The sequence below is a fragment of the Rhodococcus sp. 15-649-2-2 genome, from assembly GCF_002258645.1.
Lineage (GTDB): Bacteria > Actinomycetota > Actinomycetes > Mycobacteriales > Mycobacteriaceae > Rhodococcoides.
Map to the genome: position 1 here is coordinate 1 of NZ_NPFM01000014.1, position 16,533 is coordinate 16,533.

Annotated in this window: 16 protein-coding genes; 8 read left to right on the forward strand and 8 right to left on the reverse strand. The window is 64.4% G+C overall.

The genetic code is table 11. The features are described 5' to 3' along the window. Positions 1-126: 126 nt before the first annotated feature. The gene (locus tag CH305_RS06950; protein WP_032378553.1) at positions 127-555 is read right to left on the reverse strand and encodes an SRPBCC family protein; all 429 of its coding nucleotides are present in this window, start codon (positions 553-555) and stop codon (positions 127-129) included. 59 nt (positions 556-614) lie between these two features. Here CH305_RS06950 and CH305_RS06955 point away from each other — a divergent pair, with 59 nt between their 5' ends. The 3 genes from CH305_RS06955 to CH305_RS06965 all read left to right on the forward strand — a co-directional run bounded on the left by CH305_RS06955 (position 615) and on the right by CH305_RS06965 (position 5,459). Then, positions 615-2,936 (forward strand): ATP-dependent DNA ligase, encoded by a 2,322-nt coding sequence (locus CH305_RS06955; protein WP_094703244.1) that lies wholly within the window; start codon positions 615-617, stop codon positions 2,934-2,936. A 233-nt stretch (positions 2,937-3,169) separates the two neighbouring features. Further along, positions 3,170-4,384, forward strand: coding sequence for a lipase family protein (locus CH305_RS06960; RefSeq protein ID WP_032402152.1), 1,215 nt, complete (start codon positions 3,170-3,172; stop codon positions 4,382-4,384). Between the two features lie 85 nt (positions 4,385-4,469). Beyond that, a complete protein-coding gene (locus tag CH305_RS06965; RefSeq protein ID WP_032402153.1) occupies positions 4,470-5,459 on the forward strand; it encodes an iron-siderophore ABC transporter substrate-binding protein in 990 nt (329 codons plus the stop codon). On the opposite strand, the gene CH305_RS06970 is transcribed toward CH305_RS06965, so the two are convergent. The 4 genes from CH305_RS06970 to CH305_RS06985 form a co-directional block, all read right to left on the reverse strand. Then, a complete protein-coding gene (locus CH305_RS06970; RefSeq protein WP_037151756.1) occupies positions 5,381-7,339 on the reverse strand; it encodes an ABC transporter ATP-binding protein in 1,959 nt (652 codons plus the stop codon). The two genes, CH305_RS06965 and CH305_RS06970, sit on opposite strands and share 79 nt — an antisense overlap. 100 nt (positions 7,340-7,439) lie before the next feature. Beyond that, positions 7,440-9,755, reverse strand: a complete 2,316-nt coding sequence (gene lon / locus CH305_RS06975) for an endopeptidase La (RefSeq protein WP_037151758.1) — start codon at positions 9,753-9,755, stop codon at positions 7,440-7,442. 120 nt (positions 9,756-9,875) lie between these two features. After that, positions 9,876-10,577, reverse strand: a complete 702-nt coding sequence (locus tag CH305_RS06980) for a type 1 glutamine amidotransferase domain-containing protein (RefSeq protein ID WP_037151761.1) — start codon at positions 10,575-10,577, stop codon at positions 9,876-9,878. A 48-nt stretch (positions 10,578-10,625) separates the two neighbouring features. Beyond that, entirely contained in the window at positions 10,626-11,387 is a 762-nt protein-coding gene (locus CH305_RS06985) for a putative protein N(5)-glutamine methyltransferase (RefSeq protein WP_094608782.1), read from the reverse strand. Between the two features lie 83 nt (positions 11,388-11,470). On the opposite strand from CH305_RS06985, the gene CH305_RS06990 reads away from it, so the two are divergent. Together CH305_RS06990 and CH305_RS06995 are read left to right on the forward strand one after the other, a co-directional pair. Then, positions 11,471-11,854, forward strand: coding sequence for an MmcQ/YjbR family DNA-binding protein (locus tag CH305_RS06990; RefSeq protein ID WP_037172505.1), 384 nt, complete (start codon positions 11,471-11,473; stop codon positions 11,852-11,854). A gap of 43 nt (positions 11,855-11,897) precedes the next feature. Next, positions 11,898-12,707 (forward strand): pentapeptide repeat-containing protein, encoded by an 810-nt coding sequence (locus tag CH305_RS06995; RefSeq protein ID WP_094703271.1) that lies wholly within the window; start codon positions 11,898-11,900, stop codon positions 12,705-12,707. Positions 12,708-12,710: 3 nt separating this feature from the next. Here CH305_RS06995 and CH305_RS07000 read toward each other — a convergent pair whose 3' ends face one another. Beyond that, on the reverse strand, positions 12,711-12,920 hold the full coding sequence (locus CH305_RS07000) for a DNA-binding protein (RefSeq protein ID WP_094703245.1): 210 nt from the start codon (positions 12,918-12,920) through the stop codon (positions 12,711-12,713). A 35-nt stretch (positions 12,921-12,955) separates the two neighbouring features. On the opposite strand from CH305_RS07000, the gene CH305_RS07005 reads away from it, so the two are divergent. Beyond that, a complete protein-coding gene (locus tag CH305_RS07005) occupies positions 12,956-13,843 on the forward strand; it encodes an oxidoreductase (protein WP_094703246.1) in 888 nt (295 codons plus the stop codon). Here the strand turns inward: CH305_RS07005 and CH305_RS07010 are convergent. Continuing rightward, entirely contained in the window at positions 13,831-14,373 is a 543-nt protein-coding gene (locus tag CH305_RS07010) for a TetR/AcrR family transcriptional regulator (protein WP_094703247.1), read from the reverse strand. The two genes, CH305_RS07005 and CH305_RS07010, sit on opposite strands and share 13 nt — an antisense overlap. A 60-nt stretch (positions 14,374-14,433) precedes the next feature. Here CH305_RS07010 and zapE point away from each other — a divergent pair, with 60 nt between their 5' ends. Then, complete coding sequence (gene zapE, locus CH305_RS07015; protein ID WP_094703248.1) at positions 14,434-15,306, forward strand: cell division protein ZapE; 873 nt, start codon at positions 14,434-14,436, stop codon at positions 15,304-15,306. A gap of 83 nt (positions 15,307-15,389) precedes the next feature. Here zapE and CH305_RS07020 read toward each other — a convergent pair whose 3' ends face one another. Continuing rightward, positions 15,390-15,902 carry an N-acetyltransferase gene (locus CH305_RS07020; RefSeq protein WP_094703249.1) on the reverse strand — a complete coding sequence of 171 codons (513 nt, stop codon included), beginning with the start codon at positions 15,900-15,902 and terminating at the stop codon, positions 15,390-15,392. Between the two features lie 195 nt (positions 15,903-16,097). On the opposite strand from CH305_RS07020, the gene CH305_RS07025 reads away from it, so the two are divergent. Beyond that, positions 16,098-16,472: a hypothetical protein gene (locus tag CH305_RS07025; protein WP_143545260.1), complete on the forward strand. Its 375-nt coding sequence runs from the start codon at positions 16,098-16,100 to the stop codon at positions 16,470-16,472. Positions 16,473-16,533: the final 61 nt, after the last annotated feature.

The following is a 16,533-nucleotide window of genomic DNA, read 5'->3' on the forward strand; positions in this document are numbered from 1 at the left end:
CCAGACAATCCCACGCCCGAGCCGGGCCCCACATCGCGTAAGCCCATACAAACAATCCAGCCCCGCACCGAGAACACGGTGCGGGGCTGGAAGAGGTTGTCGTGCAGCTACTTCAGCATGGATCGGTCACTTCAACGCCGCCAGGTTCGCAACGGATTTCTTGACATCGGTGTCCAGAGCGCGCGCCACCACCGATCCCACCGGACCGAACAGCACACCCCCGCCGAATTTCGCGTCGAGCGTCAGCTCCGATCCGCCCTCGGCCTCACGCACATGGACGGTCAGCGAGATTCGCACCCCGCCCTTGCCGCGTCCGGACATCTCGATCAGCTTGGGCTCGTCGTATTGGGTGAAGGTCCAGTTGATCGTGTTCTTGAAGCCCTTCACCTTCACCAGCGACTCCACTTCGGTGCCCTTGCCGACCTTCTTCGGTGGTGGGCTGCACCACCCACCATGGATGGTCATCCACTCGTCGAAGCGGTCGAGCGCGGAAGCCTTGTCCCACGCGCCCTGCGGATTCTCGGGCATCTGTACCGAGACACTGATCGTCGCCATGGGATCGAGCCTGTCACAACTTGCCCGCAGGTTCTGACGTCGGCCACTAACCTGAGACGATGGCCACGCTCGAGATCGAAGGACGGAAGGTCTCCGTCACCAACCTCGACAAAGTGCTGTTCCCCGACACCGGCACCACCAAGGGCAACATCATCGAGTACTACGTTGCCGCCGCGCATGCGATGCTGCCGCACCTCGTCGGCCGCGCCGTGACCCGCAAACGTTGGCCGAACGGCGTCGACCAGTCCTCGTTCTTCGAGAAGAACCTCGCAGCATCGGCACCCGACTGGCTCGATCGCCGGTCGATGCAACATTCGGATCGCGTCGTCACCTACCCACTGTTTTCCACCGCAGCCGATCTGGCGTGGCTCGGCCAACAGGCAGCCATCGAAGCGCATGTGCCCCAATGGCGGTTCGACGGCAACGAGCCCGGCCCCGCCACCCGCATGGTCTTCGATCTCGATCCCGGTGATGACGTCGACCTCGCCCGATGCGCCGAAGTAGCCTGCGAGATAAGAGATCTGATCGGCGATATCGGCATGACGGCATATCCGGTCACCAGCGGCAGCAAGGGAATTCACCTGTACGTTCCGCTCGAGAAGCCACTGTCGACGTCGGGCGCGTCCACCGTCGCCAAACGTGTTGCCACGCTGCTCGAAGAGCGCTCGCCGGATCGGGTGACCGCCACCATGGCAAAGGCGAAGCGCACCGGGAGAGTGTTCGTCGACTGGAGCCAGAACAACGGCAAGAAGACGACGGTCGCACCGTACTCACTCCGCGGGCGAGCACTCCCCACCGTCGCGGCACCTCGCACCTGGGACGAGCTGGAAGCGCCTGGCCTGCAACAGCTTCGGTTCGAGGAAGTGCTCGAGCGCCTCAGCGATGTCGGCGATCTACTCGCCGACCTGGATCCCGCCGTGAACTCGGACGAGAAGCAACCCCAAAGCGGCACCACCACAGACAAACTCGACAAGTATCGCAGCATGCGGAGCGCCGACCGAACTCCCGAGCCGGTGCCCGAGACCGCCGAGCCGCAGGGCAACAACGACACCTTCGTCATCCAAGAGCATCATGCCCGACGCCTGCATTACGACTTTCGACTCGAACACGACGGCGTCCTGGTCTCGTGGGCCGTCCCCAAGAACATCCCGGACGATCCCAAGCAGAACCGGCTGGCGGTACACACCGAGGACCACCCACTCGAGTACGCGACGTTCTCCGGTCGGATACCGAAGGGCGAGTACGGCGGTGGCGACGTATCGATCTGGGACAGCGGAACCTACGAGCTGGAGAAATGGCGCGACGACGAAGTCATCGTCGTCCTGAACGGATCGAAGGCCCGCGGCAGGTTCGCCCTGATTCGCACCAAGGGCAACCAGTGGCTGATGCATCTGATGAAGGGCGCTTCCAGCGCGACGACGGAAAATACAACGACCGAGAATGCAACGAGCGACAATTCCCCACCCAAGAACATCTCGCCGATGCTCGCCACCGCCGGCGACATTCTGGGTCTCGGCGACGACGAGTGGTCGTTCGAGGGCAAGTGGGACGGGTTCCGCATCGTCGCAGAACTCACGCACGGGTCCATGACGCTCCGCACCCGCAGCGGCAACGACTACACCGAGAAGTTCGGTGCGCTTCAATCTCTGGCGGACGACCTTTCCGACCACGACGCCGTCGTCGATGGAGAGGTCGTCGTGTTCGACGACAACGGCATCAGCAGCTTCGAGATGCTGCAGAACGCGAACCGTGACGACATCCGTTTCATCGCCTTCGATCTGCTCTACCTCGACGGCACCTCACTGCTGCGTAAGAAGTACTCCGATCGACGACGGCTGCTCGAGCTTCTCACCACCGGACTCGACTCGGTGCTGGTGCCTCCGCAACTGACCGGCTCCGCCGCGGATGCCGTCGCCGAAAGCCGAGAACGCGGGTGGGAGGGCGTCGTCGCCAAGCGAACCGACTCCGTCTACCAACCCGGCAAGCGCGCCCACACGTGGATCAAACACAAGAACTGGCGGACGCAGGAAGTCGTGATCGGTGGGTGGCGTCGGGGCCAGGGTCGTCGCGCGGGCGGGTTCGGCTCGTTGTTGATGGGGATCCCCGACGGCCACGGCCTCCGCTACGTGGGTCGCGTCGGGACCGGGTTCGACGATCGCGCACTCGACACTCTCGCCGCCCTTCTCACGCCTCTCGAGACGTCGGACAGTCCCTTCTCCTCGGCGCTGCCCACCGCCGACAGGAACGGTGCGGTGTGGGTGGAACCGACTCTCGTCGGCGAGGTCCGGTTCTACGAATCGACCGAATCGGGTCATCTACGGCATCCGAGTTGGCGCGGTCTGCGCCCCGACAAGGCACCCGACGACGTCGCTCCCGAATAGCGATACCGTCACGCCCGACACGACGTTCGGCACTTTCGAGAGAAACCGGCACGGAGACCGTTCTTCTGTTGCCATAGAATGTCCGAGTGCGTACCGTTCGTCCTATCGTTTCCGGGGGGAGCGTAACGAGTCACGCTCTAACAGCTATACCGATTTGCGGGCCGGCTCTACGGGGGCTTGCCGGATCATCGGAACGCGCGTCGTTTCGATTCAGGCACGGAGGGGTTTAACACATGCGGGTTCTCAAATTGGCAGGCGCTGCCGGAATGACGGCGGTAGCACTGCTGTGTTCGTCGGTCGTCGGCGCAGGTCAGGCGGCGGCGGAGCCACTGATGCCGACCCCCATCGCGGACGGGTTCGGTGCGCCGCCTGCGGATCTGGACGCCCTCCAACCGGGCGACGTGATCTCCAGCCGACCCATGCCCCCGCCGCCCGGATTCTTCGATATCGACGTGTGGCAGCTGAAGTTCCGCTCGACCGACTCGGCGGGTGATCCCATTGCTGCAATCAATACGATTATGGTTCCGCATAACAAAGCGCCCAACGGCCCATTGCTTTCTTACCAACACATCATCAATGCACTCGGTCTCGAATGTGCACCTTCACAAGCACTCTGGTCCAATGACCCCAATTTGGCGATTCGCGAGGCACCGGCACTGAACGCTGTCCTGCAGCGCGGCTGGACTGTCGTCATCGCCGATCACCTCGGACCGAGAAGCGCCTACGGTGCCGCCAAGCTCGGCGGGCAGATCGTGCTCGACAGCATTCGCGCCACTCAGCGCTTCGAGCCCATCCAGGTTCAGCAGAGCCCGGTTGCGTTGGCCGGCTACTCCGGCGGCGGCATGGCCACGGCATGGGCGGCGGCGTTGCAGAACGATTACGCACCCGAGCTGAACATCGTCGGCAGCGCGAACGGTGGCGCTCCGATGAACCTCGAGCGCATGGCCCGCGATCTCGGTTTCGCCCCGCACCCCATGTTCGGCCTCGCGTTTGCGGCCGCGCTCGGTATCGAACGCGAGTACCCCACCCGCATCCCGATCAGCTCTCAGCTCAACCCGGTGGGTAAGGAGATCGAGAGCAAGATCCAGAACGGGTGCACCAACGACATCATCGCCGCGGGCGCAGGCAAGAGTGCCATGGAGGTCGCCGGCACGCTGGACCTGATGAACAGCCCGGAGATGATCGCCGCCGTCAACGAGAACAGCGTCGAGTTGTATCCCGGAGTGCCGAAGGCCCCGTATTTCGAGTGGCACAGCCCCACCGACGCGTTGATCCCGGTCAGCGCAATCGACAACACGATCGCCCGATACTGCCGCGCCGGGGTGCTGGTGACCGAGGTCAAGGTGCCCAGCAACGATCACCTGACCGCTGCAGTACTGGGCCTGCCGCAAGCCCTCGAATGGATCGACCAGCGATTCGCGGGTGTGCCGGCCACGACCAACTGCTGATCGCACCACCGACCTATGGCACGTGATCGAAGCCTTGATAGGTCGGTTAGGCTAACCTCGCTCAGTTACCGCGCGAGGAGATCACATGAAGAAGTCTGTACAGCTCGTCGCCGCCGGTGCCTCAGTTCTGGCACTGGCGGTCGGCTGTTCGTCCGACAACACAACCGCCACATCCGGTGACTCCGGAAGCGAGGCGGGCTTTCCCGTCACCATCGAGCACCATTTCGGTGAGACGGTCGTCGACGCCGAGCCCACCCGCGTAGTGACGATCGGGTTCAACGAGCAGGACTTCACGCTCGCTCTCGGAGTCAAGCCTGTGGCGACGCGCGGCAACCTGAGCTACGACTACCGCCAGCGCCCGTGGGCCCAGGAGGCACTGGGCGGCACCGAGATTCCCGAGGTCGGCAGCACCGACCTCAACCTCGAACAGATCGCCGCGCAGGCACCCGATCTGATCCTCGGGCCGTACTCCTTCATCGATCAGGGTCAGTACGACCAACTTTCGGGAATGGCTCCGACGATCGCCGACATCGGCGGCTACGACAACGTGCCCGCGGCAACCTGGCAAGAGGAGTTCGCGGTCGTCGGCAAAGCCCTCGGCAAGAGTCAGGAAGCCCAGGACCAGACGGCCACGCTCGAGCAGAAGTTCGCCACCACCGAGGCCGAGAACCCCCAGTTCACCGGCAAGTCACTGTCTCTCGCGTTCGTCATGGACGACGGCAGCTACCTACTGCTCGGCAAAGACGACATCCGGGCGCTGTTCTTCACCGACCTCGGCTTCGAGATTCCCGACGCATCCGAGACGATCAGTCCCGAGAACCTCGGGCGTCTGGACACCGACGTCCTCGTCATCGCCGGCCAGACCCGCGAGCAACTCCAGGCGAACCCACTGATCGCGGCCCTCGACGTCGTGAAGCAGGATCGAACGGTCTACATCGGCTCGTTCAGCACGGATCTGCCCTCGGCTCTTGGCTATTCGAGCCCGCTGTCGCTGGACTACGCAATCGACGGATTCACCCCGATGCTCGCCGCGGCAACCGACGACGACCCGTCCACAGTGGTGCCGGCGCCCTGAAGTGCCTGGTCCGACCTGCCCGACTGAGCGAACTGCGTCCGATGCAGCTCCTCGTAGCGGCCTCCCGCCGCGAGGAGCTCGTCGTGCGTGCCTCGCTCTGCGATTCGCCCGTCCTCGATCACCAGGATCACGTCGGCTGCCCTGATGGTCGACAGTCGGTGCGCGATCACCACCGAGGTCTTCCCTTCCAACGCCTCGGCCAACGCCGCCTGCACCGCGGCCTCGGACGTGGAATCCAGTGACGCCGTGGCCTCGTCGAGAATGACGACCCGTGGCTGCGCGATCAGCAACCGCGCGATCGTCAGGCGCTGACGCTCACCACCGGAGAGCCGGTATCCACGCTCACCGACGACCGTGTCCAGGCCGTCGGGCAAGGAGCGTACGAGATCTGCGAGCCGCGCCCTCGACAGGGCATCCCACACTTCGTCGTCGGTGGCATCGGGCCTGGGCAACAACAGGTTGGACCGGATGCTCTCGTGGAACAGGTGACCGTCCTGGGTCACCATACCGACTGTGCCGCGGACTGATTCGGCCGTCAGATCTCGCACGTCGATACCGCCGAGGCGGACGGCGCCGCCGTCGACGTCGTACAGGCGGGCAATCATCTGCGCAATCGTGGACTTGCCGGCACCGGAGGTCCCGACCAACGCCACCATCTGGCCCGGCTCGGCGCGGAACGACACACCGTGCAGAACCTGTTCTCCGCCGCGCGAATCCAAGGTCGCCACCTCTTCCAGCGAGGCGAGCGAAACCTTGTCCGCCGAGGGGTACGCGAACCGAACATCGTCGAGTTCGACGGCCACCGGCCCCGCCGGCAGAGTCTTTGCATCGGGCTTGTCGGTGATGAGCGGAACGAGATCGAGCACCTCGAAGACCCGCTCGAAACTCACCAGCGCGCTCATCACCTCGACGCGCGCGCTGGCCAGCGCGGTCAGGGGAGAGTAGAGCCGCGCAAGCAGAAGTGACAGTGCCACAACCGAACCCGGGTCGAGTGACCCCCGGAGGGCATAGAAGCCGCCCAGACCGTACACCACGGCCAGAGCCAGCGCCGAGACCAGCGTCAGTGCCGTCACGAACACCGTTTGCACCATGGCACTGCGAACGCCGATGTCGCGCACGCGCCGGGCGCGTACCGCGAACTCGACCGATTCCTGCTCGGGATGACCGAACAGCTTCACCAGCGTCGCTCCAGGAGCCGAGAATCGCTCGGTCATCTGCGTGCTCATCGCCGAATTGTGCGCTGCCGCTTCACGCTGCAGCCGAGCGAGGCGTCGACCCATTCGTCGCGCGGGAAGCACGAACACCGGCAGCAGAATCAGTGCGAGAAGCGTGATCTGCCAGGAAATTCCGATCATGACCACCAACGTCAGCGCCAACGTCACCAGGTTGCTGACGACCCCGGACAGCGTGGTGCTGAATGCACGCTGCGCTCCGATCACGTCGTTGTTGAGCCGGCTCACCAGCGCACCGGTACGCGTTCGCGTGAAGAAGGCGATCGGCATGCGCTGGACGTGGTCGAACACCGCGGTCCGCAGATCCAGGATCAAGCTTTCGCCGATGTTCGCCGAGAGCCACCGATTGATCAGACCGACCACGGCGTCCACCAGAGCGATCGCCGCGATGGCGATTGCCAGCAGCACAACCACGCGCAGCTCGCGCCCGTCGACGATGGCGTTCACCACCCGGCCTGCCAGTACCGGCGTGGCCACCGCGAGAACAGCGGAGGCCACGCTCAGCACCAGGAACCCGCCGAGAGCGCGACGATGCGGTGCCGCGAACGTCAGGATCCTGCGGGCTGTCTCCTTCGAGAACGACGACTGGGTATCGGGCCTGTTCATCGACCGATACATCTGGTTCCAGGCGGTCATCTCCATACTCATGCCAGCACCCTCATGTCATCACCCTCATGTCGTCGATCTCATGTCATCACGGTAGAACCTCGACATAGCTCGAGGTCAAGCGCGGCTCCCGTCTCCACGATCAAGCCGCCGCGGACGCTGCCACCGGTTCCAGCGCGAGCGCCAGGATGTCGGCGACATCGGTCATCGGACGGACGTCCAACGCTTCCAGCACTTCTGCGGGCACGTCGTCCAGATCCGGTTCGTTGCGAGCCGGAATGAACACCGTCTTCAGCCCCGCTCGTTGCGCAGCGAGCAACTTCTGCTTCACCCCGCCGATCGGCAGCACTCGACCGTTCAACGTGACCTCACCGGTCATGCCGACATCCGATCGCACCGGCCGTCCGGTGGCCATCGACACCAATGCCGTCACCATGGTCACCCCTGCCGACGGGCCGTCCTTCGGCACCGCGCCCGCCGGAACGTGCACGTGAATGCTGCGATCGAGCGATTCGGGCGTGACGCCGAATTGTGCTGCGTGCGAACGCACATAGGACAGCGCGATCTGCGCGGATTCCTTCATCACATCGCCCAACTGACCGGTGAGCTTCAACCCGGGATCGCCGTCGGTCGAGGCCGCCTCGATGAACAGCACATCGCCGCCGAGTCCGGTGACCGCCAGACCCGTTGCCACACCTGGCACTTCCGTTCGCTCATGCGCCTCGGGCGTGAAGCGTGGACGACCGAGGTAGGTCACCAGATCCGGCTCGTCGATCTGCAGAACGTCAGCGGTACCCGCGAGTTTCGTCGCCACCTTACGTAGGGCCTTTGCCAACAACCGCTCCAGCTGCCGCACCCCGGGCTCGCGGGTGTAGTCGGCAGCGATCTTGCGCAGTGCGGCGTCGGTCACCGTGACCTCCTCGGACGTGACTGCAGCCCTGTCCATCTGACGGGGAAGCAGGTAGTTCCGCGCAATGACGACCTTGTCGTCCTCGGTGTATCCGTCGATGGTCACCAGTTCCATGCGATCGAGCAACGGGCCGGGAATCTGATCGATCACATTGGCCGTGGCGAGGAACACCACGTCGGACAGGTCGAGATCCAGATCGAGGTAGTGATCACGGAACGTGTGGTTCTGCGCCGGGTCCAGCACCTCGAGCAGTGCGGCACTCGGGTCGCCGCGGTAGTCCGAACCGACCTTGTCGATCTCGTCCAGCAGCACAACGGGATTCATCGATCCCGCCTCACCGATGGCCCGCACGATTCGGCCCGGCAGTGCGCCGACGTAGGTGCGACGGTGCCCACGGATCTCGGCCTCGTCTCGAACTCCACCGAGAGCGACGCGCACGAAGGTACGGCCGAGCGCACGTGCGACGGACTCGCCGAGCGAGGTCTTGCCTACCCCGGGTGGGCCCGCGAGCACCATGACGGCACCGGATCCGCGCCCACCGACGGACTGCAGGCCCCGTTCGGAGCGTCGCGCACGGACCGCCAGGTACTCCACGATTCGATCCTTCACATCGTCGAGTCCGTGATGATCCGCGTCGAGGACGGCACGCGCAGAATCGATGTCGGTGTTGTCGGTCGTGGTGTTGTTCCACGGTAGGTCGAGCACGGTGTCGAGCCAGGTACGGATCCAGCCCGATTCCGGACTCTGATCACTGGCGCGCTCCAGCTTGCCGACCTCGCGGAGCGCCTGTTCGCGCACCTTCTCGGGCAGGTCGGCGGCCTCGACGCGGCCACGATAGTCGTCGGCACCGTCGGGCTCGTCCTCGCCGAGTTCCTTGCGAATGGCGGCCAGCTGCTGCCGGAGCAGGAATTCCTTCTGGGTCTTCTCCATCCCCTCGCGTACGTCGCCGGAGATCTTGTCGTTCACCTCGACCTCGGCGAGATGGGCCTTGGTCCACTCGATCAGCGAATCCAGACGCGTTGCCACATCCGGGGTTTCGAGAAGGTCACGCTTCTGCACGTCGGTGAGGTAGGACGCGTAACCGGCCGTGTCGGCGATGGCACTCGGATCCGTGAGCTTGTTGACCGAGTCGATCACCTGCCAGGCGTCTCGGCGTTGCAGCATCGCCACGACGAGCTGTTTGTACTCGGCCGCAAGGGCTTTGAGGTCATCACTCGCGGCCACGTCTGCGACGGTCTCGGCCTCGACCCACAGGGCGGCACCGGGACCGCTGACTCCGTGGCCGATGTGCGCGCGGCGCGTGGCCTTGATGACGGCGGCCGGTCGCCCGTCGGCCAGGCGGCCCATCTGCACGATCGTCGCGAGGACTCCGTACGCGGCATAGCGGTCTTCCAGACGGGGTGCGACGAGCAGCGTGCCGTCATTGCTCGCCTTCGCCGCATCGACGGCGGCGCGCGCGGCCTCGTCGAGTTCGACGGGCACCACCATTCCGGGCAGGACTATCGGGTCGGTCAGGAACAGTACGGGGACACGAACGGTTTCGGTCACTTCTCCTCCAAAGATTGAGCTATCGGGACTCAACTTCGAAAGCAGTAGTGATGTTCCCGCTGCTGGCCGGTGTTCTCCGTGGGCAGAACACCGGCCGCCACCGTCTTTACATCAGGGCGACTACTTCAGCGCGCTGACCAGCTTCTCCGCGAGCGGACGCGTCGAGGCCGGGTTCTGGCCGGTGTAGAGGTTCCGGTCGACGACCACATGCGGTGACCATGCGTCGGCGTTCTCGAACTTCGCACCGTTCTCACGCAACCGGGTTTCCAGGAGCCACGGGGCCTTGTCTGCGAGCCCGGCCTGGGTCTCCTCCTCGTCGGTGAAGCCGGTGAGCTCGTACCCGTCGAACGCCCAGGATCCATCGGAACGCACGGCAGGAAGCAGGGCCGCCGGCGCGTGGCACACCGCGGAGACCACCTTGTCGGCGTCGAGGAAGTCGACCACCAGCGCGCCGAAACTCTCGGACACGGCGAGATCCTCCATCGGTCCGTGACCGCCGGGAACGAACACGACATCGAAGTCCGACGCCTTCTGCTCCTCCAGCACTGCGGGGGAGGACAGAATGGACTCGATGGACGCGAGGTAGCTTTTCTGATCAGCTACCTTCTGCTCGTCACCGCCGTTGGCGTCGACCGCCAGGCTGCCCTCGTCGACGACCGGTGCCTTGCCGCCCGGCGTGGCCACCGTGACGTCCCATCCTGCGTCGACGAAGGTGCGGTGGGATTCGACGAGCTCTTCGGCCCAGTACCCGGTGGGGTGCTTGCTTCCGTCGTTCAAGGTCCAGTGGTCGGCAGCGGTTACCGCAAACAGCAAAGTAGTCATGATCGACGCATGCCACCAAGACCCACTATCGAAACACGATGTGGATCACTACTCGCTTGTCGAACCGATCACCACGACGGCGTCGAACATCTCGGATTCGCTGATACCGGCCGTGAACCCGGCCTCGTGGATGGCCTCGAACGTCGAATTCGCCAGCAGGGCACTGGTTTCGATGAGCAGACTGCCGTGCGGAGCCAGCCACTCGTGGGCGTGCGCCGCAACCCGCCGATGGAGACGAGCACCGTCCTCGCCGCCGTCGAGTGCGATGTGCGGCTCGTGAAGTCGCGCCTCTCTCGGCATCAGCTCGATCTCGCCCGTGGGGACGTACGGGGCGTTGACGACTATCGCGTCGAATCTGCCGTGCAGCTCCGGCGGCAGCGCGTCGAACAGGTCGCCGCGGTGCACCGTTCCTCCGACGGCCTCCAGGTTGCGTTCGGCGCACTCCACCGCAGCGGCGTCGACATCGGCCGCATGCAACTCGGTGACACCCGGAACCGACAGGCCGATCGCACCGGAACCACAACACAGGTCGAGGAGCGTCGAAGGATGCAGTGCTGCAGCGCATTCCACGAGGAATTCGGTGCGGCGGCGGGGAACGAACACACCCGGTTCGACGGCGATGCGTCGACCACAGAACCACACCCACCCGACGACGTGCTCGAGCGGTTCACCGGCGACGCGTCGCCCCAGCAGGTGGGCGAGCTCTGCCGGGTTCGAGGCGGACTCGACGAGGATGCGTGCTTCCTCCTCGGCGAACACACACCCGGCAGCGCGCAGCGCGGACACCACGTCGTCGAACCCTGGTTCCAACGCGCTCGACCTCCTGGATTGCTGTGCGTCCAGCTACCCCGCTGAAATACTGTAGCCCGGTATGTCGCAGTGAAGGAGAGGCGATGAGCTGGGATGCCACAGTCCGTCGAATGTGCTTGGCGCTGCCCGAGACGTACGAGGAACAGGCCTGGGTCGGTGAGCGCTGGCGGATACGCGGTCGCACGTTTGCCCACCTGCTCGAGATTCGCGACGGTAGTCCGCCGGCATTCGCGAAGGCCGCAGGCACCGACGGCCCAGCCCATGTCCTCATCTTCCGTTCTCGCGGAATCGAACTCGACGCATTGTCGAAGCGGGACGGCTTCTTCGCTCCGGGTTGGGGACCCGAGATCATCGGCATGAAACTCGACGGCTCCGTGGACCGCGTGGAACTCGGCGAGCTGATCACCGAGAGTTATTGCAACCGGGCACCGAAGAAGCTCGTCGCATTACTCGATCTACCCGAGTGAATCTCGTTTGACGCTGACGCACGCCGAGGGACACAGTGGACGCATGGCTGCCCCGAGCGAGAACTTGCTGGCCAATTGCGGCAGTTGTTTCGGGCTCTGTTGCGTCGCTCTGCCCTTCGCGAAGTCATCGGATTTCGCAATGGACAAGGCCGCAGGGGAGCCATGCCGCAACCTCCTGGAGGACTCGCGGTGCGGGATTCACTCGTCGCTCCGGGAGAAGGGTTTTCCCGGGTGCACGGTGTACGACTGCTTCGGTGCGGGCCAGAAGGTGTCGCAATCCACGTTCGAGGGACGGGACTGGCGGCAGCAGCCGTCGAACGCGTCGGAGATGTTCGCGGTCTTTCCGGTGATGCGTGATCTGCACGAACTACTCTGGTATCTGGCGGATGCACGTGGTCGGACATCGACCGAAAGCCTGCACACCCGGCTCAGCAGCGAGTACGACGAGCTGGATGCGCTCACGTCGGCGACTCCCGAGATCCTGATGTCGGTCGACATCTCCGTCCTGCGCTTGCGAATCAACGACGTCCTGCTCGATGCCGGCGACCAGGTGCGCGCCGAGGTCGTGGGCAAGAAGACGAACTACCGCGGACGCGACATGATCGGCGCGAAGCTCGCCGGTGCCGATCTGCGCGGCGCAAGCTTGCGCGGCACCTACCTCATCGGAGCCGACCTGCGCGGGGCCGACCTGCGACTGGCGGACGTGATCGGTGCGGATCTTCGCGGTGCCGACCTCAGAGGCGCAGACCTGCGCGGCAGCATCTATGCCACGCAGTTCCAGATCAACGCCGCACGGGGTGACCGAGCAACACGGCTACCCGAATCCCTGACCCGTCCGAGTCACTGGGCCTGACCATCAGCCGAGTGATCTACCGGTCTGCTCCAATGCTGCTTGGACGACCGTGAGCGCCTTCGGACCTACACCGTGCAGTTTTCTCAACTCGGCCGCCGACACACCTGCGAGGTCGTCCAGGCACAGGTAGCCCGCCGCGCGGAACGCCCGAGACGCAGGAGTTCCGGTCCCCTTCGGAAAGGCCGGATGTTCACCGCTTTCTGCTGTGCTCACGGGCGCATCCTAAAGCAGACCGGTAGCCTGGCGCCGTGCCTGAAACCAAGCAGAGACGCGTTGTCATCACCGGAGCGAACACCGGTATCGGCTATTTCACCGCCTTGGAGTTCGCGAACCGTGGCGACCACGTGACGCTCGCCTGCCGTAACCAGGAGAAAGCCGAGTCCGCAGCGGCGAAGATCCGAGCGGAGGCACCGAACGGAACCGTCGACACGGCGAACCTGAATCTCGCCGACCTGGCCTCGGTGCGGGAATATGCCGCGTCGGCTCCCGAGTCGATCGACGTACTGATCAACAATGCAGGCGTCATGATGCCGGCCTCGCGGACCGAGACCGAGGACGGATTCGAGCTTCAGCTCGGCACCAATCACCTCGGCCACTTCGCCCTGACCGGCCTACTGTTTCCCAAGCTCGCCGACGACGCGAAGATCACCACCATCGCGTCCGTCGCGCACCGTCAGCGCCCCAAGCTCGACTTCGACAATCTCCAGCTCGAGCGGGGCTACAGCGCTCAGCGTGGGTACGCGAACTCCAAGCTCGCGAACATCTTGTTCGCGCTGGAATTGCAGCGTCGGATCGACAAGGCCGGATCCAAGGTGACCAGCAATGCTGCGCACCCCGGCATCTCCTCGACCGAGCTGTACTCGAGCCCGGACGGCTTGGGCAGCAACAAGATCCTGGCGGCACTGGCACCCATCGGACTGAAGTTCATCTCGCAATCCGCCCGTGCCGGAGCACTTCCCACGATCTATGCCGTCGACGTCGCAGGCGGCGGCACCTACAGCGGCCCCACATCGCTGTTCGAGTCACGCGGCAAGCCGGGCCCGGCGTCGATGACTCGCATGGCGCAGGATCCCGCACTCGCGGCAAAGCTGTGGGACGTCAGCGAGAAGTTGACCGGAGTCGGCTACCCACTCTGATCCTCCGAGCCCTCAGCGCCCTGGAGGTAGACGGCGATCGGATGCCGTAGCGCTGCAACGGTATTCGATGTCCGACGACCGAACACCACGTCGGCAATCAAGCCCTCGCACAGCGAGACGAGTCCGTCGCCGTGGGCGGGTTCCTCGAACAGCTCCCGGGCCAGTTCGAGCGAAAAGAACGAGCGCGCCAGAACGTCTCGAACATCCTGCGCGACAGCAGGATCGAGCATCAACGCGTAACGAGCCCGCAGCTCGGTCATGCGATGGGTGAGCGCACCGTGGAGATACTGCCCTACCACCGTGGCCACATCGGTCTCGTTGTCGGCAATGTCCACGAACGACGCGTGCGACAGCTCGACCAGTCTGGCGGCCACCGCAGCGAGCAGATCGGACTTGGTTCGGAAGTAGTACGACGTGGACCCCGCCGGGTAGTCGAGCGTCGAGTCGATCGCGCGGTGGGTCAGCGCGCGCAGGCCGTCGCGAGCAACGACGCCGAGCGCGGCGTCGGCGATGGCGGTTCGACGATCCATGGGCGTGAGCCTACACACTCCCTCTACAAATGTAGAGCCTGTCGGCGTACGGTTCGGTTCATGAGGCCGACTCCGCCGCGATGCACCTTCGACACCGACTTCATCCTGGACGATGCCCAGGCCGCAGCAGCCGACGCGCTGTCCACGCCCGGCACGAAGGGCCTCTATCTGTGGGGTCCGGTCGGACGCGGTAAGACCTGGCTGCTCGATACCTATTTCGAGAACATCGACGTCACGGCCAAAAAGCGCGTCCATTTCCACAGCTTCTTCCGCGACCTGCACGCGGCGTACTTTCGCCGCAACTTCTCGATCGACGCGGCCATCGACGACATCCTGTCGACAGAATCGTCTCCTGCATCACTGCTGTGCTTCGACGAATTCCACGTCCACGACATCGGCGATGCCCGCCTCATCACCCGCATGCTCGACGCGCTCTTCGCTCGCGGCGTCGTCCTGGTCGTCACGTCGAACTACGCGCCCGACGAGTTGCTGCCGAATCCGCTGTACCACCCGACGTTCCTGCCGACGATCGAGAAACTGAAGGAAGAACTCGACGTGGTCTGCGTCGACGGTCCCGTCGACTACCGTTCCGGCGGCGCCAGCGGATCGCGATTCGCTTCGGGGAGTTGGAGTCTCGAGCCGGTCTTGGGTGGTCATACGTTTGCCGAGTTGTGCTGCGCCGCTCGTTCGACAGGTGACTACCTCCAGATGATCGAGACGGCAACGAGTGTGACGATCACAGAGATTCCGGCTCTTGCGAGTGTCGACGAGTTCGCCGCTCAGCGCTTCGCGAATCTCGTGGATGTCCTGTACGACCGGGACGTACGGACCGACTTCCACGCTCTCGTCCCGCGGCATGAATTTGCCGTCGGGTGTGCCGGTCTCGACACCGATCGATTGGTCAGTCGGCTCAGTGAATTGGGGTCTCCTTAACGCCAGTGCGCGGCGGACAGCGTCCGGATCCCCGGCTCGCAGTAGCTCTTCGCCGCGAGCGATTCTCCCTGCCGCGCCCGTCATCAACGGGTCTGTGGTCGCGCCCCAAGTGGTTTGATCATCACAACTTCGTGCTCATGGGGAGCCAAGGGGTAGGGAACTCTGTCACCGGTGGCGCTGAATCCTCTGCGCCGATAGAAGGCCTGGGCGCGTTGGTTGTGCTCGTGCACCTCCAGTGTCAGCTGGTCGTGCCCGCGTTCGCTGGCCCACCGCTCGATTTCGAGCAGCAACGCTTCGGCCAAGCCTTCGCCGCGCAGGAGAGGCGTCACGTAGACGCCCAGCAGAAATGTCCTACCGTCTTCGACCCGCGCCCGCATGATCCCTACCCACCGACCCGCGTCGTCCACCGCGGCGAAACCACACGACAACGCAGAATTGGTTTCGGCGGCTCGCCGCTGCCAGTCGTCATCCGATTGCCGCGACGCAGCATCGAGAGTCTCGACGAACGCCTTCGGCGAGTCTGCCAACATCTCGAGCCGAAGAGCGCGGAACAGCGGCCAGGACTCAGCCGTGACGGGAACGATGCGAAACGCCATGACGTCGATGCTAGGGAAAGAGTCAGGCCGACGAGGGCTCACAAATTAAGGGAGACACCCACTACTGACGGCGGTCGGGGGCGACAGCAGCAGCGGGTGTCTCATTGACCATTCGGGGCCCGTCACCGGGTGGATGGGTATCGGATGGGAAATTCTTTCGAAGTTTTTTCACCCGCCCGGGCATAGCCTGTGACCATGCCTTTCACAGCAGCGAACCACTACGAGTTCAGTGGCGACGACATCACCGGAACCGTCGACGCCCATCGATCCGCCGGCGTCTGGGCGGCGCAGCTCGTCCTCAGTGGTGAGACGCTGGAATCCACGGACGTCACCCGCTCCGATCTGGGATTCGAGGTGCGCACCCTCGTGAAGACTCTCTCGGACGGCAACCGGACCCACCTACTCATCGTTCTGCCGCGTGTCACCATCGATACGGATGACGGCCAAGACGTCACGTTCACCTCTTACGCAGTGCTGTACACCGTGCACGGCGGGTCCTCCGAGCAGCACGGCGCTGCCGAGTCGTACGACGTGCGTTCGCTCGTCGGAACCGCGTCGCTCGTCCAGTAGTCGATACGGAATAGCCCGGACCACGCACCGGTTGTACGACGTAGTCGATGCAAACGCATGA